15 protein-coding genes are annotated in these 15604 nt (G+C 50.6%); 5 read left to right on the top strand and 10 right to left on the bottom strand.

Annotated elements, in window-relative coordinates:
• Positions 1–28: 28 nt before the first annotated feature.
• A complete protein-coding gene (locus D515_RS01050; protein WP_002535278.1) occupies positions 29–1702 on the top strand; it encodes a methyl-accepting chemotaxis protein in 1674 nt (557 codons plus the stop codon).
• Between the two features lie 50 nt (positions 1703–1752).
• On the opposite strand, the gene D515_RS01045 is transcribed toward D515_RS01050, so the two are convergent.
• Positions 1753–2217, bottom strand: a complete 465-nt coding sequence (locus D515_RS01045; RefSeq protein ID WP_002535277.1) for a tRNA (cytidine(34)-2'-O)-methyltransferase — start codon at positions 2215–2217, stop codon at positions 1753–1755.
• 114 nt (positions 2218–2331) lie between these two features.
• Entirely contained in the window at positions 2332–3102 is a 771-nt protein-coding gene (tpiA, locus tag D515_RS01040; protein ID WP_002535276.1) for a triose-phosphate isomerase, read from the bottom strand.
• A gap of 280 nt (positions 3103–3382) precedes the next feature.
• On the opposite strand from tpiA, the gene D515_RS01035 reads away from it, so the two are divergent.
• A complete protein-coding gene (locus D515_RS01035; RefSeq protein ID WP_002535275.1) occupies positions 3383–3736 on the top strand; it encodes a 5-carboxymethyl-2-hydroxymuconate Delta-isomerase in 354 nt (117 codons plus the stop codon).
• A gap of 217 nt (positions 3737–3953) precedes the next feature.
• On the opposite strand, the gene D515_RS01030 is transcribed toward D515_RS01035, so the two are convergent.
• The 3 genes from D515_RS01030 to D515_RS01020 all read right to left on the bottom strand — a co-directional run bounded on the left by D515_RS01030 (position 3954) and on the right by D515_RS01020 (position 5970).
• A complete protein-coding gene (locus D515_RS01030; RefSeq protein WP_002535274.1) occupies positions 3954–4292 on the bottom strand; it encodes a DUF3135 domain-containing protein in 339 nt (112 codons plus the stop codon).
• Between the two features lie 280 nt (positions 4293–4572).
• Positions 4573–5316 carry a ferredoxin--NADP reductase gene (locus D515_RS01025; protein WP_002535273.1) on the bottom strand — a complete coding sequence of 248 codons (744 nt, stop codon included), beginning with the start codon at positions 5314–5316 and terminating at the stop codon, positions 4573–4575.
• Positions 5317–5349: 33 nt separating this feature from the next.
• Complete coding sequence (locus D515_RS01020) at positions 5350–5970, bottom strand: helix-turn-helix transcriptional regulator (RefSeq protein WP_002535271.1); 621 nt, start codon at positions 5968–5970, stop codon at positions 5350–5352.
• Positions 5971–6272: 302 nt separating this feature from the next.
• On the opposite strand from D515_RS01020, the gene D515_RS01015 reads away from it, so the two are divergent.
• Positions 6273–7301: an HlyD family secretion protein gene (locus D515_RS01015; protein ID WP_002535268.1), complete on the top strand. Its 1029-nt coding sequence runs from the start codon at positions 6273–6275 to the stop codon at positions 7299–7301.
• Complete coding sequence (locus D515_RS01010; protein ID WP_002535267.1) at positions 7285–8829, top strand: DHA2 family efflux MFS transporter permease subunit; 1545 nt, start codon at positions 7285–7287, stop codon at positions 8827–8829. The genes D515_RS01015 and D515_RS01010 overlap by 17 nt, the downstream gene beginning before the upstream one ends.
• A 63-nt stretch (positions 8830–8892) precedes the next feature.
• Here D515_RS01010 and glpX read toward each other — a convergent pair whose 3' ends face one another.
• A complete protein-coding gene (glpX, locus tag D515_RS01005; protein ID WP_002535266.1) occupies positions 8893–9900 on the bottom strand; it encodes a class II fructose-bisphosphatase in 1008 nt (335 codons plus the stop codon).
• 161 nt (positions 9901–10061) lie between these two features.
• Complete coding sequence (gene glpK / locus D515_RS01000; protein ID WP_002535265.1) at positions 10062–11567, bottom strand: glycerol kinase GlpK; 1506 nt, start codon at positions 11565–11567, stop codon at positions 10062–10064.
• Positions 11568–12108: 541 nt separating this feature from the next.
• Here glpK and zapB point away from each other — a divergent pair.
• Positions 12109–12351 carry a cell division protein ZapB gene (zapB, locus tag D515_RS00990; RefSeq protein WP_002535264.1) on the top strand — a complete coding sequence of 81 codons (243 nt, stop codon included), beginning with the start codon at positions 12109–12111 and terminating at the stop codon, positions 12349–12351.
• Positions 12352–12410: 59 nt separating this feature from the next.
• Here zapB and rraA read toward each other — a convergent pair whose 3' ends face one another.
• From rraA to hslU, 3 genes are all read right to left on the bottom strand, one after another.
• Positions 12411–12896 (bottom strand): ribonuclease E activity regulator RraA, encoded by a 486-nt coding sequence (rraA, locus tag D515_RS00985; RefSeq protein ID WP_002535263.1) that lies wholly within the window; start codon positions 12894–12896, stop codon positions 12411–12413.
• A gap of 155 nt (positions 12897–13051) precedes the next feature.
• Positions 13052–13957: a 1,4-dihydroxy-2-naphthoate polyprenyltransferase gene (locus tag D515_RS00980; RefSeq protein ID WP_002535262.1), complete on the bottom strand. Its 906-nt coding sequence runs from the start codon at positions 13955–13957 to the stop codon at positions 13052–13054.
• Positions 13958–14263: 306 nt separating this feature from the next.
• Positions 14264–15598, bottom strand: a complete 1335-nt coding sequence (gene hslU / locus D515_RS00975) for an HslU--HslV peptidase ATPase subunit (RefSeq protein WP_002535261.1) — start codon at positions 15596–15598, stop codon at positions 14264–14266.
• Positions 15599–15604 lie beyond the last annotated feature (6 nt).

Raw genomic sequence — 15604 nt, 5'->3', positions numbered from 1 at the left:
AGTTGAAGGCTTAGCGGAGAGGCTACTCATGTCAGCAAACAAAATGACGATTAAACAGCGTCTGACCATGTTCGTCGCTTTAGTATGTGGAATACAAATTCTTGTCGGAGCGTTTGTCTTCTATAAGTTGGCTTACATTGAAAGCCATGTTCAAGGTGTCGCTCACCGTGATATTCCTGTTCTTGAATCCATCAGTAAAGCAACCGAGCATCAAGTCGAGCAACGTGTTCACTACAACAAAGCCTTCCGCTATGCGCTTGAGATCGGCAAGGAACCCAATGCGCAGGAAAACTACGACAAAGAAAAAGCCTATTTTTATGATTTAGGAACGAAAGTCGGAGAGGATTGGATAAAAATCAAAACGCTATTGGCCGATGGTGCCACCAACGGTACTGCTGAAGAGCAAGTTGCATTCGCGGCTGCTAGCGTCAAACTCGCCGATTTAGAAGCTTTACATGCCAAGTGGATGATTCACGTCGAAGACGTATTTAAAGAGCTTGACGGGCGCCATTACCACGAAGCGGAAGTCCTTGATGTGGTGGTGGGTAAGGAAGCAGAGACAACCACAAAAATAGTCGACAGCTTGTTGACTGACGTGGGGAAGTTCACTGAAGCAGCGGTTATCGATATTGAAGAAAAGGCTGTCGTCTTAGAGCTCGTCGTCATCGCTTCTGTGATTGTTGCGCTAATTGTCGCCATTATCATGTCTAAGATGATTCTCAACCGGATCTATGAAGGCTTGAATAAGGTATCTGCGGCGCTTTCAGTGCAAGCTGATGGTGATTTCAGCAAACCCACCGTGGTGGATGAGCCCGGCATTATCGGTGAGTTACAGAAAAACCTCGAAGGCACCCGTCAAAGCACCAACGGCATGATTGCCAAAGTCGCGCAGGAAGTTTCTGATGCAGTAAATCTGCTGGATGAGGCGGCGCAGGCTGTGAAGCGAAATTCGGATGCGCAAAGCGGAGAGATCTTGCAAGTCGCTACAGCAGTCAACGAGATGTCAGCGACGGCGCAGGAAATTGCCAACAACGCCACTCAAACTCAGCAAGCAACAGAAGAAGCCTCAAGCAAATCATCTGAATGTATGCGCATCAATGATGAAGCGGTCAGCCAAACCCAGCAACTGATTGAAAGTCTGACGCAAAGCAGTGCGGCGCTGACAGAGCTGGAGAAAAACAGTGCCAATATCACTTCTGTTTTGGACGTGATTAAAGGTATTGCCGAGCAAACCAACCTATTGGCATTGAACGCAGCCATTGAAGCGGCGCGTGCCGGTGAGCAAGGTCGTGGATTTGCTGTGGTCGCGGATGAAGTGCGAAGCCTTGCGCAGCGTACCCATGATTCGACCTCAGAGATTGAAACCATGATTGCCCAGCTCACCAGCGTGACCAAAGAAGCCGTCGACACCATGCAGCAAAGCTGTGAAATGGGTGATAAGACCATCGAGCTTTCTCATCAATCAGCTGATCTTCTTAACCAGTCGAGCGAGGCGACGTCTCGTGTTACTGACATGAATCTTCAGGTCGCGAGTGCCGCGGATGAACAAAATGGCGTGGTGGAAGAAGTGAACGTGAACGTCAGCAAGATAAGTGATATGGCCAATGAAAGTGCTCATCAAGTGGCCGGATTGGTGAATGCGACAGATAAGCTGAATGTGATTGCGAAAAACCTTCGTGTCTCGGTAGGGATGGCTTCCTGATAACCACGTAGATGAAACAAAAAAAGCAGGCGAAGGCCTGCTTTTCTTTTTTAGAGTCCACCTTCAAAGCCAAGCTGTCGCCAGGCTTCATAGCAAATGACTGCCACCGAGTTTGCCAGATTCAGACTTCGGCTGTCCGGCACCATAGGAACGCGGATGCGGTGATCCGGTGTGAAGGCGTTGCGAACCTCATCTGGCAGGCCGCTGGTTTCCGAGCCGAACAGAAACACATCACCCGCTTGATAGCTGACATCAGAATGCGGGCGGCTGCCTTTCGTCGTGCAGGCAAAAATACGGCGCTCACCCATGGCTTCGAGAAACGTCGCATAGTCAGGATAACGGGTGACATTGGTCAGGTCGTGATAATCGAGCCCAGCACGGCGCAGTTTCTTCTCTTCGAAGTCAAAACCCAGTGGTTCAATCAAATGGAGTTTGCAGCCTGTATTAGCCGCGAGACGAATGATATTGCCGGTGTTCGGGGCAATCTGGGGTTCATGAAGCGCAATGTGAAACATGGAAGCAGGCTCGCCGTCAAAAGAAAAACGCAGTATAGCGGGCGAGAAAGGTCGGATAAAGAAACAAAAAAGGAGAAGCCTTGGCTTCTCCTTTCGGTTCAGAACGGGTCTGAATTACGCTTTTGCTGCCGCCGCTGCTTTTGCGATAGCTGCAAAGCTTTCTGCGTTCAGTGCTGCGCCACCAACCAGTGCACCGTCGATGTCTGGTTGTGCGAAGTACGCTTCTGCGTTTTCTGGCTTAACAGAACCGCCGTATTGGATAACAACGTTCTTCGCCACTTCTTCGCTCTTCGCTGCGATGTGTGCACGGATTTCAGCGTGGATGCGTTGTGCATCTTCAGCAGTCGCTGCTTTACCGGTACCGATTGCCCAGATTGGCTCGTACGCGATAACAGCGCCGTTCAGTGCTTCAACACCTTGAGTGTTGATCACAGCATCAAGTTGACGTGCACACACTGCTACGGTTTCGCCCGCTTCGTTTTGTGCTTCAGATTCACCGATACACAGAACAGGAACCAGACCGTGCTCTTTCAGGAATGCAAATTTCTTCGCTACGTACTCGTCAGATTCTGCGTGGTAATCACGACGCTCTGAGTGACCGATGATGATGTGAGTCGCACCGAAGTCTTTCAGCATTTCCGGAGAAATGTCGCCAGTGAACGCGCCGCTAGCGTTAACGTCAACGTTCTGAGAGCCCAGCAGGATTTTGCTTTCTGCTTTGCCCAGCAGCTGCTCTGCCAGATCCAGGTACATCACTGGTGGTGCAATCGCAACGTCTACACCTTCAACGCCAGCAAGTTGTGCGTCCAGACCTTTGATCAGATCCGCTACCATGGCTTTACTGCCGTTCAGTTTCCAGTTACCCATTACCAATGGACGGCGCATAGGGAATTCCTCCGTAATCCAATTATCGAAATTCAGTTTCGGCAACGATAACAGCAGCGCTGTCAGCGTTTCCTGTCCAAAATCATAAATGCCATCGTTTTTACTCGTTTTGCGCGCAAATGTGAACCTTTGAGTAACAAAATTTCGTTATAAATTTTCGGATTAGCACTTGCGAGTGAAAGATGGCGTGGTGTGATCTGAGGAGAATATTCTTCTCTTTAGTAACAATCGTCCGAAATGCTGCGGTAAAGTGGCTCATTATCGTAACAAGGAGTGAGTTATGCCTCATATTGTCATGGAGTACAGTGACCCGGTTTCAGAGCGGGTCAGCATTGGACAACTCTTGGAAGATTTGCATCAGACCGCCATTGGCAGCGGCATCTTTGATGTCAGTGACGTTAAATCACGCGCCTATGCCTGCCATGATTGGTTGGTTGCGGATAAGGATGATCAGGAAAACTTCATCCACGTTACTTTGTGGCTGTTGGGCGGGCGCGATGAAGAGCAAAAGCGAAACCTCAGCCATGCCTTTTTGGATGTGATGCAGCAGCATGCGCCGGAGGTGGCGAGCTTAACGGTGGATGTCAGGGATATGGACAGACGCTGGTACGCGAAAGTAAAACGCGAGGTTTAATACCAATAGTAGTAAATATCTGCTCATCCTAGCTTGTTAAAATGTTCGATAACTGCGTTGGAAAATTTGATTGTAGAATAACTACTTATCGAAATTTTCCGCCTTGTTCTCGAGCATTTTTCCTTCGCTATTTCTGATCATCTACTTACTGTGATTGGTATAATGCGCGATAAGGCAAAAAAAGGTGGCGGTGGCGGACCACCGCTCAAAAACTGAGTTAGCCTTCAATCGCAACGGTTGCTTCGTTACGTTTCGGGTGCAATGTAGTGACGGTTGCGCTTCGCTCAGTTAAAGCTGTTGGGTTATTGATGGCGGTTGAGAAGCGATCAAACTGACGCATCAACTCTTTCATCAACAACGCATTCACGTGGTTTGGGTTTTTCCCCGACGCGATTACACGGTTAATGTGACTCATCTGTGCGCGCAGTTTTGGCTGCATGCTTTCGCTCGCGCTCTCAATGATCTCTTCGCTCATTTCAATCCTCAGCGCTTCCAGTGCTTGTGGATCGTTTTCTGCTAACGCTTTTAATTCGTCAAATGAAGGCAACGTTTTCATGGCATTACTCCTCTGGCTGCGCATGACTTGCCTTTGACTATACGGTTAAAAAATGAGCGATCAATCACACTAATGGCTCATAAGTGAGACATTAACTGTTAATGGGTTGGGTGTGTTTTGAGAGTGATACAGGTAATTGGTTGATTGTGACCCAAAACACGACATACGGTAATTTGAAGTCTCATGGTTGAGAATTTGCGTAAAAGTGGGTGATTTTTTCTTGGGGAGGGAAAAACGGACGTTTTTCCCAGAGAATTAGACAAGTGGTTGTGTGCTTGCCTTACCAATATTGTTCTGTCGTGATGTTGCCGGGCTTACGGCGCAGGTTTTTCTCTAATCCTTTTTCAATCAGGATGGCACGCACGTCTTTGACCATTTGCGGGTTACCGCAAAGCATCACCTGACTTTTTTCCTGCGTCATCGTAAGACCAACCATTCTTTCTAGTAGGCCATCTTCAAGGGCATGTGTGATCCTGCCTGACAACGCGCCGGCTTTTGGTTCGCGGCTGACGAACGGCTGGACGATAATTTGATCGCTGCGTTTTTGCTTCAGCTCGTTAATTTCTGCTTGGTAGCTGAGGTCTGCCGAGAAACGCACCGCGTGTACCAGTACGACCTTACGAAAACGCTGCCATACCTCATCTTCTTGCAGGATTGACAGGAAAGGCCCAATGGCTGTCCCGGTGGAAAGCATCCAGAGGTCTTCGCCCTCGGGGATTTCTTCCAGCGTAAAAAAGCCGCTGGCTTCTTTGGTGATGAGAACCGTGTCCCCCGTTTCCAGTGCATGAAGCCTTGGAGATAAGAGGCCATCTGCTACACGGGTGGCATAAATTTCAAGGTGTTTGCTGTTGGGTGGATTGACGAAGGAGTAAGCGCGCTGAATGATTTTGCCGTCGATTTCCAGCCCAAGCTTGGTAAATTGCCCGGCAGTAAAAGCATCGACTTCTGCGTCGAGGACGAGGCTGAACAGATCTTTATTCCAGCGACGATTTTCTATAACTTCCGCTTTGATCCAGGTAGCCATACATCCTCCTCAAAAGTCAGTTTTTTATGCGCATTACTCTCGTGCTTGAACCCTGTAAGTACAACGACGTTGCCCTTCAATAATGTGCTCTTCACGCGTGACCAGATACTCATCACCCAGTACAGTGCGGAAAATATTTTTCTCTGATTTACACAATGCCGGACAGCGTTTTGCAGCCTGACAGATAGGGCAGTGGTTTTCGATCAACAGGAAACCTTCCTCTATTTCCTGAAGCTCGGCCATGTAACCTTCGCTCTCTCTAAGATACGCCAAGGTTTCAAGTTTAGCCTTTAAATTGTGGCAATCTTTGAGCGCGTCGCGGTAATGCTGCAACGTTTTTTCTTCACGTTGCTGAATGACTTTCTTTAGCCCGGCTTCGCCAAACAGGGACTCCACGGAGTCGATGACGGAAATCGCGAGATCGCCATGACTGTCTGCAAAACGGCGATGTCCTTCTGCGGTCAGCGACCAATGGCGCGTCGGGCGGCCAACTTTGACGCGAATATCACTAAAATCCAACAGGCCTTCGTCTTCCATGGCCTGAAGGTGCTGGCGAATGCCCATGGTGGTTAAGCCCATTTCATCTGCCAACACTCGCGCACTTACTGCGCCTTCACGTTTTATCTTGTGCAGGATTTTATCGACTGTTTTCATCGCATCTTCGTCACTGATTTGGATACTTCATTATGCGGGGATGTGGGTAAATAAAGCAATGTCTTTACTTATTTAATGCTAATTCAGTGGAGCGAGGCGCTCTATTTCAGTAACGAAAAATTCAGCGGCGTAGTCCGTGTCGTCAAAGTGAGAAGCACTGTCACATCCTTAAAAATCACACCTGAAAGTCAACTGATCGCATAAGGTCGTGGTACGAAGGTGTATTTCCCTGTCTAGACTCTCCCGATGTTTTGAGAATTCAGGTTATCTGTTCTCAGTTTTTGGCGGTCGCAGGAGGTCGCATGACGGAGCAAAAAAGTTTCCCTGTTAAAAATCTTGTCATTCTGGCTGGGATTGCCGCGATACTGGCGATTGCCGCCTATTTCTATATTCGTCATCAGGAGCAATATCCCAGCACTGACGATGCCTATATACATGGCAACATTCTTTACATCGCACCGCAGATCAGCGGGCAGTTGACGGAAGTCAACGTGGTCGATTTTGACTATGTCGATCAGGGACAAGTCATTGCCCGTATTAATCCGGCGCCTTATCAGGCAAGGGTTGAGCAGGCGAAAGCGGCTTACGAAAGCGCAGTCGCTGCCAACAAAGCCACCAGTGATGCGATTGTCGGTGCGAGTGCGCAGATCCAATCCGCTTCGGCACAGCTGAATGATGTTGAAGAGAAGTACCGGCGAAATATGGCGCTGGTGGAACGTGGCGTGTTGCCAAAGCAATCCGGCGACGATTTGAAAGCGGAACTGGCCGCGGCGAAAAACAACCTTGATGCCGCAAGGGCGAGAATGTCCCAGCTTATCAGTGAGCAGGGGGCATCGGGCACGGAAGCCCCCGCTGTACGTCAGGCAGCAGCTGCCTTGTCAGAAGCGTCTCTCAATCTTTCTTATACCACGATCATCGCCCCAACCTCCGGCACCTTGGGAGATGTCAAAGTGCGTCCGGGCAGTGTGGTTGCGCCGGGACAGTCCTTAATGCCGATGATTGAGGATAATTCCTTCTGGGTGGAAGCTAACTACAAAGAAGATGCTTTGGGTTATATCCAACAGGAAATGACGGCGTCGATTGTATTGGATATGTATTCCGACGTGACATTTAAGGGCGTGGTACAGGCCATTTCGCCGGCAAGTGGTACCTCTTTTTCTCTGTTGCCACCCGAAAATGCTACAGGGAATTGGGTGAAAGTGCCGCAACGATTTCCGGTGAGATTGACCATCACGAGAGAGGCTGACGAGCCGCCTCTGAGGGTTGGGGCGAGTGCGACCGTAACCATTGATACCCTTGCGAAGGCGAAAGCCAATGACAGCCAACAGTGATGTTTCTCCGCAGCCGATGGAGGCTGGCAGTGCGAGGTTGATGGTCACTTTGGCGGTGATGCTCTCCGCCATCATGGTGTTGCTGGACATGACCATCGCCAATGTGTCGTTGCCGCATATGATGGGCGCGCTGGGTGTGACCTCTGAGCAGGTAACCTGGGTGTTGACCTCTTATTCCATGGCAGAGGCGATATGTATTCCCCTGGCGAGCTACCTCAGCCTAAAATTCGGTGTGCGTAAGTTGCTTTTGGTGTCCGTCGCGGGATTTATTACGACTTCTGCACTTTGTGGGCAGGCGGACACCCTGACTGAAATGATCATTTTCCGCATCATGCAGGGTGCGTTTGGGGCGGCGGTTATTCCTCTATCGCAATCCATCATGGTACAGATTTATCCCAAGGAAGAGCGCGGTAAAGCGATGGCGCTCTTTTCTGTCGGCGTTTTACTGGGGCCCATTCTTGGCCCAACGGTGGGCGGACTGATCACTGAGAACATGGACTGGCGATGGATTTTCTACGTTAACGTGCCAATTGGGGCGCTATGTCTATCACTCCTCTATTTCTTTGTGCACCTCGATGGCCGGGGTAAAACTACTGTCGACTGGCCGTTGGTATTTGGCATGGCCATCGGTATTGGGCTTTTGCAGATGGTGCTTGAGCGCGGTAATGAGGATGGCTGGTTTAGTTCAAACACGATCTTGTTCTCTTTGGTCATTGCTGTACTGGCCTGGGCGTTTTTCCTGATACGCTCGTTCCGCACCAAAGGCGAAATCGCGCCAATGTGGCTACTCAAAGACAGGAACCTATTGCTGTCTTGTATTGTGATGACGGGTTTTTCAATGGGCATGTTCGGTATCACCCAACTGCAGCCGATGATGCTTGAGCAATTGTTGAATTACCCAGTGGATACCACGGGCTTTGTGATGGCGCCGCGGGGGCTTGCATCAGCAATTGTGCTGCTCTCTATCTCCCGGATTATCGACCGTTTGGATCCGCGAATGCTGATAGTGATTGGACTGGTTCTGAATGGTATCGGTAGCTTTATGATGATGCGCTATTCGCTCGATATCGATATCTACTGGGTGCTGCTGCCAAGCATCATTCAGGGGGCTGGAATGGGCTTGGTATTTGCACCACTGAGCCAACTGGCATACGCGACACTCGCGCCAAATCATGCGGTGGGCGGGGCGGTGGTGTTTAATCTTTGCCGTACTTTGGGTGGTTCATTCGGTATCTCTATCGTGAACACGTATTTCAGCCGTATCCAGCAAAAAGAGTGGAACTCTCTGGGTGGTGGGATCACACCCGAAAACCCGGTGGTTCAGCAATTTGCGGCCGCGCAGGGACAGTCGGTCACGGATCCGGGGTTTATTGCGACGGTGACCAATATGCTTCACCAGCAATCGACGTTGCTCGCGTTCGTTTACACCTTCGGATTTATCATGGTGTCGTACTTCTTTTTAGTGCCTTTATTGGCGCTGTTCAAAAAAGGCGAGAAACGGGAAGGTGGTTTGCCGGGCGGCCATTGAGTCCTCTGGCCGATAAACAAAAAAGCACGCCTTGGCGTGCTTTTTTCTGGTTCATCACTGTAATTACAGGATGTTTGCTTTCACTGCGTCGTCTTTACGATCCAGATAATGGATAGACTTGATACGACGGATAGTGCGGCACTTACCGCGAATAAGCAGGGTCTCTGTGGTCGCGATGTTGCCTTTGCGGGTGATGCCTTCCAGCAGATCGCCTTTGGTGATGCCAGTCGCTGAGAAAATCACGTTGTCGCTGCTCGCCATGTCTTCCATCTTCAGGCGGACATTGGTTTCGATGCCCATCTCTTTACAGCGCTCTATTTCCAGTTCACCCATACGGCGGTTTTCTTCGCTGTCTTCTTTCACTTCATGGCGAGGAAGAAGGCGGCCGTTCATGTCACCGCCCAGTGCGCGGATAACCGCGGCAGACACCACACCTTCCGGTGCGCCGCCGATGCCGTACATCACATCCACTTCGCTGTCTGGCATACAGGTCAGGATAGAAGCAGCAACGTCGCCGTCAGGAATCGCGAAGACCTTGATGCCCATTTGCTGCATTTCGCGGATGGTGTCGTCGTGACGTGGCTTCGCCAGCGTGGTGACAACAAGCTCGTCCAGCGATTTACCCAGCGCCTTGGCAATGTTGAGCAGGTTGTCGTGAAGCGGCAGTTCAATGTTGATCACGCCTTTGGCTTCAGGACCAACCACCAGTTTTTCCATGTACATGTCTGGGGCTTTCAAGAAGGTACCTTTCTCGCCTGCTGCTAATACAGCCAGCGCGTTGGACTGACCCATTGCCGTCATACGGGTCCCTTCGATTGGGTCAACCGCGATATCTACTGCATCGCCACCCAGTCCCACTTTCTCGCCGATGTAGAGCATTGGCGCTTCGTCGATTTCGCCTTCACCGATAACAATTTCACCTTCAATATCGGTTTTGTTCAGCAAAACGCGCATCACTTCTACGGCAGCGCCATCAGCGGCATTTTTGTCACCGCGGCCAAGCCACTTGTAACCCGCCAGTGCTGCGCCTTCTGTGACGCGTGAAAAAGCCATCGCTAAATCGCGTTTCATCTTAACTCCAGAGAATTTAATACATGAAAGTGGGGCATTGCCGACATCTTTGAGCGGCAACGAAAAATCTCGGCGCGGATTCTACCATAAGGAAAAAGGAAACGTTTGCGTTTTTGAGACGAAGGCGCGCCCCTCCGATGGAAAGGCGCGTCAACAAAAGGTTATGGCTGCTCCCAGCCTTTGGCACATTCGACAGCCCGCTGCCAGCCGCGATGACGGCGCTCGCGTTTGCCGTCGTCTGCGCATGGTGTAAATACACGGTCTATCTGGGCTTTGTCTTTCAGCTCATCAATCGAACCCCAGAAACCCACGGCAAGGCCAGCAAGGTAGGCTGAACCTAGAGCAGTCACTTCGGTGACTTTCGGGCGCTGCACTTCGGTGTTCAGCACGTCAGACTGGAACTGCATCAGGAAGTTGTTTGCCACCGCGCCGCCGTCGACTTTCAGAAAATCGAGTTTGATGCCGGAGTCTGCTTCCATCGCAGTCAGTACATCGAGAGACTGATAGGCGACACTTTCCAGTGTGGCGCGGATGATATGGTTGGCATTCACGCCCCGGGTAAGGCCGACGATGGCACCGCGCGCGTACGGGTCCCAATGTGGCGCACCCAAACCGGTAAAGGCAGGTACCACATAAACGCCATTGCTGGTGTCGACCTTGGTAGCGAAGTATTCAGAGTCGCTGGCATCGGTAATGAGCTTCATTTCATCACGTAGCCATTGGATGGATGCGCCGCCCATAAACACGGCACCTTCCAGCGCATAAGCCACTTCGCCTTTCGGGCCACAGGCCAACGTCGTCAGCAAACCATTGTGAGAGGTGACTTTCTCCTTGCCGGTGTTCATCAGAAGGAAACAGCCTGTGCCATAGGTATTTTTCGCCTGACCGGCTTCCACACACATCTGACCGAACAGGGCGGCTTGCTGATCCCCTGCGATCCCGGCGATCGGGACGCGGGTGCCGCCTTTACCGCCGAGGTTAGCCTGACCATAAACCTCAGAAGAGGACTTCACTTCCGGCATCATGGAAAGCGGAATATCCAGCGCTTTGAGCAAGGTTTCATCCCACTCGAGCGAGTTAATATTAAACAGCATGGTGCGGCTGGCGTTGGTGTAGTCAGTGACGTGGACGCGTCCTTGAGTCATCTTCCAAATCAGCCAGGTATCGACGGTGCCGAACATCAGGTCGCCGTTTTTTGCGAGCTCATGTGCGCCATCAACATGGTCGAGAATCCATTTAATTTTGGTGCCGGAGAAATACGGGTCTACCACCAAACCAGTATTGTCACGAATGTACTCTTCGTAGCCGTCGGCTTTAAGCTGCTCACAAATCGGTGCGGTGCGGCGGCATTGCCAGACAATGGCATTATAAATCGGCTTTCCGGTGTGGCGATTCCAGACAATGGTGGTCTCACGCTGGTTGGTAATACCAATAGCAGCGATCTCATCGGAGCGTATTCCCACTTTGCCCATGGCCTCTACCAGTGTTGAGGTCTGGGTAGCGAAGATTTCCAACGGGTCATGCTCAACCCAGCCGGACTCAGGGTAGATTTGGGTGAATTCGCGTTGGGCGACCGTCACGATATTGGCATCGTGGTCAAGGATAACGGCTCTTGAGCTGGTGGTTCCCTGATCGAGGGCGACAATATATTTCGGTTCGGTGCTCATGAAATCTCCTCGCTGTTTTCTTAAAGCATAGCGTTTTAATGTTCACTACTTTATCGGCGAAACAGTTTTCGGAAAGTGGCGGGCAAGCAAAATGTGCGTTCGCTCATTATTTGTTCTTTTGATGAGCGTTTTCGCGCATTGGATGCTTAGAAATGAGAAATGAGAAAGGAGACGGTGAGATTCCCAGAAAAGAAAAAGGCTGACAGCAAAGTGTCAGCCCGGCCGAGTTCGGCAAGTCTTGGAGTAATCCAAGAGAGATACGATCGCTATTACCCTAACACGGGTCGAGTGAATAAAAATTGTTTGTGATCGCATTTTTAGTCATTCTTGTGAGTGGCAAAGCATAATCATAAAGAATCAAAGGGTTAGGAATTCGCATAAATGGTGATTTTTTGTCCGCTTGTGACCGAAATAGGAAATCCGAAGGTGCGACTCATGTCATGGGCAGTTAGAATAGCTCTTTGGGACGCACAAGGCGTGAAACCAGAGATGGCGAGCCTTGGCGAGAGAATTGATAAGTTGGAACACATAGGTGGCCTTGATGTCATTGGAAATTTTAGAGCAGCTTGAAGCCAAGGTTCAGATGGCAGTAGACACAATTTCTCTGCTGCAGATGGAAATCGAAGAACTGAAAGAGAAGAACGAAACACTGAGCAGTGAATCAAACACGAACCGTGAAAGCCGTGAAGCGCTGGAGCAGGAAAATGCTCGCCTGAAGGCTGACCACGAAGCATGGCAACAACGCATTCGCAGCCTGCTTGGCAAAATCGAAGAAGTCGAATAAGCCAAAACAAAAACAGAGCCTTAAGGCTCTGTTTTTCTCTCTGCGGGTAGCAGGGGGGGTTATTCGATATCAATCGCTTCCTGAGAAAGGATAACGCCTGTGGTATCTGCATACAGGTGGTCTTCCGGCAAGAAAGTCACGCCACCGAAATTCACGGGCACATCCACTTCACCAATACTTTGGCTGTCAGCTCCCACCGGAATGGATGCCAGCGCCTGAATACCGATATCCAGCTCGTCAATGGTATCGACATCGCGTACACAACCATACACCACAATGCCTTCCCAGTTGTTGTCCGCAGCCATGGCGGCAATGTCAGCATCAACCAGTGCACGGCGCAGGGAACCGCCACCGTCAACGAGCATCACACGGCCTTCACCGTCCTGCTCGGCCACTTCACGAATCAGTCCATTGTCTTCAAAGCACTTGATGGTAGTTACCTGACCACCGAAGGAGCTACGGCCACCGTATGAACTCATCATCGGTTCAAGAACATCAACCTGATCCAGGTACATGTCACACAGTTCAGAGGTATTGTATTCCATAGTCAGACTTCTCTTAGGCTATTGGGGCTGAATCGTTGTGGCGCCAAGATTGGGCTTCGCGTCACCCTCAGCAAAAAAGTATACGACAAGCTAAGGCTTTGCAATGACTCACGGCACAATTCATCAGGCCGCTTGTCATCACCTTTGTCACTGTATCAACTAATTAAGATGCCTGCCGCAAACAAGACGTTAGTTAGCAGTGCGAGTTTTACAATATCACCCATCATTGGACGAAGGGTTTCACCATCCGGCGATTGCCAAACGGCAAGGCCGTGTTTTGCTGCCAAAGGCAGTGCTAACAGGAACAGCCAACCTGACCAACCTACAGGTTGAAGCAGTGAAAAGAGGGCAAAGCTTGCGAAGGCAGTGGCGAGCAAGACCTGATGATAAGCTCGGCCCCATTTTGGTCCCATTCGGACTACCAAGGTATGTTTGCCGCAGGCGCGATCATTATCAATGTCGCGCAGATTGTTGATGTTCAGTACGCCGACGGCCAGTAAACCACACGCCGTGGCAGGCAGTAGAACGACGGAATTTAACGTGCCTGCTTGCAAATAATAGGTACCAGCCACCCCGAGCCAGCCAAAGAAAATCAGTACCGACAGGTCGCCCAATCCTTTGTAGCCATAAGGCTTGTTCCCCACGGTGTAGCAAATGGCCGCGACAATCGCGAGCGCGCCAAGGCCGATAAAACTGAGGATGTCAGCAGTTTTGTCGAATGCCGTCAGCACCAGTGCCGCCCCCACGACGATAGTCAGGACCACGTTGAGAATCATGGCCTTTTTCATCGTGGCTGGCGTAACAAGGCCTTGCTGAATCGCACGTTTAGGACCAAGACGGTCATCATTATCTGTGCCTTTAACGGCATCACCGTAATCGTTGGCAAGGTTCGACAGGATCTGCAGAAGCAGCGCGGTCACCAGTGCCAATACTGTGAGGGTGATGGAAAACTGCGAGGTTTGCGCTGCTACAGCACTGCCACACAGAATGCAGGCTATCGCCAGTGGCAGGGTTTTCGGACGGGCGGCGTCGAGCCAGGTTTTGAAAGTAGATGCGGACATATCGCCTTGGCATTGAATGATTTAAAGCAGGTCACATTATTGGTGTTTTTGTATCAAGGGGCAATGCTAATACCAATCGTAGTAAATATCTGCTCATCCTAGCTTGTTAAAATGCTCCATAACTGCGTTGAAAAATTTGATTGTAGAATAACTACTTATCGAAATTTTTCGCCTTGTTCTCGAGCATTATTCCTGCGCTATTTCTGATCAGCTACCTACTGTGATTGGTATAATCCCGGATGTGGCGTATCCATATACGAGAAAGGGCAGCGATATGCTGCCCTTTGAGTAACTTTACCCGAACAATTACAGGATGAAGCGGCTCAGATCTTCGTCGTCGACCAGCTCTTCAAGGTGGCTGCGCACGTATTCTGAGTTGATTTCGAAAGACTCACCGCCACGCTCGCTCGCGTCGAAGGAGATTTCATCCACCAGACGTTCCATTACAGTGTGCAGACGACGGGCACCGATGTTCTCGGTTTTCTCGTTCACACGCCATGCCGCATTTGCGATCTCTTCAATACCATCTTCGGTGAAGGTCAGGTTCACTTCTTCGGTACCCATCAGCGCCGAATATTGCGCCGTCAGGGACGCATTAGGTTCAGTCAAGATGCGTTTGAAGTCAGATGCAGTCAGCGCTTCCAGCTCAACGCGGATTGGCAGGCGGCCCTGAAGCTCCGGGATCAGATCTGACGGAGACGCGACCTGGAATGCACCGGATGCGATGAACAGGATATGGTCAGTTTTCACCATGCCGTGCTTGGTAGAGACGGTGCTGCCTTCAACCAGTGGCAGCAGGTCGCGCTGAACACCTTCACGGGAAACGTCTGGACCTGAACTTTCACCGCGTTTACAGATCTTGTCGATTTCGTCGATGAACACAATACCGTTGTTTTCCACTGACGCGATGGCCTGATCTTTCAGCTCTTCCTGATTGACCAGCTTCGCCGCTTCCTCTTCAGTTGCAGCCTTCAGCGCGTCTTTCAACTTCATCTTGCGCTTTTTCGCTGTGGTGCCGCCACCCAGATTTTGGAACATGCTCTGCAGCTGGTTGGTCATTTCTTCCATACCAGGAGGTGCCATGATTTCCATGCTCATCTGTGGAGCCGCCAGATCGATCTCGATTTCTTTATCGTCCAGTTGGCCTTCACGAATTTTCTTACGGAAGCTTTGACGGGTTGCCGAGTCTGCTTTTGGCTCTTCGTTCTGACCCCAAGCGTCACGTGGCGGTGGAAGAAGTACATCGAGAATGCGCTCTTCTGCCAGCTCTTCTGCGCGGAATTTCACTTTTTCCATCGCTTGCTGGTGGGTCATCTTGATCGCCACATCCGTCAGATCGCGGATGATGGTTTCAACTTCTTTACCCACATAGCCCACTTCGGTGAACTTGGTGGCTTCTACTTTGATGAACGGCGCATTTGCCAGCTTCGCCAGACGGCGGGCAATTTCGGTTTTACCAACACCGGTTGGGCCGATCATCAGAATGTTTTTCGGGGTCACTTCGACACGCAGATCTTCATTGAGCTGCATGCGACGCCAGCGGTTACGCAGTGCGATAGCAACGGCGCGCTTGGCTTTGTCCTGACCGATAATGTGTCGGTCAAGCTCGGAAACGATTTCACGTGGGGTCATTTCAGACATGCTTTG

Source organism: Grimontia indica, assembly GCF_000333895.2.
GTDB classification, from domain to species: Bacteria; Pseudomonadota; Gammaproteobacteria; order Enterobacterales; family Vibrionaceae; genus Enterovibrio; species Enterovibrio indicus.
The sequence above is the reverse complement of the archived record's forward strand: the minus strand, read 5'-3'. Positions and strand labels throughout refer to the sequence as shown.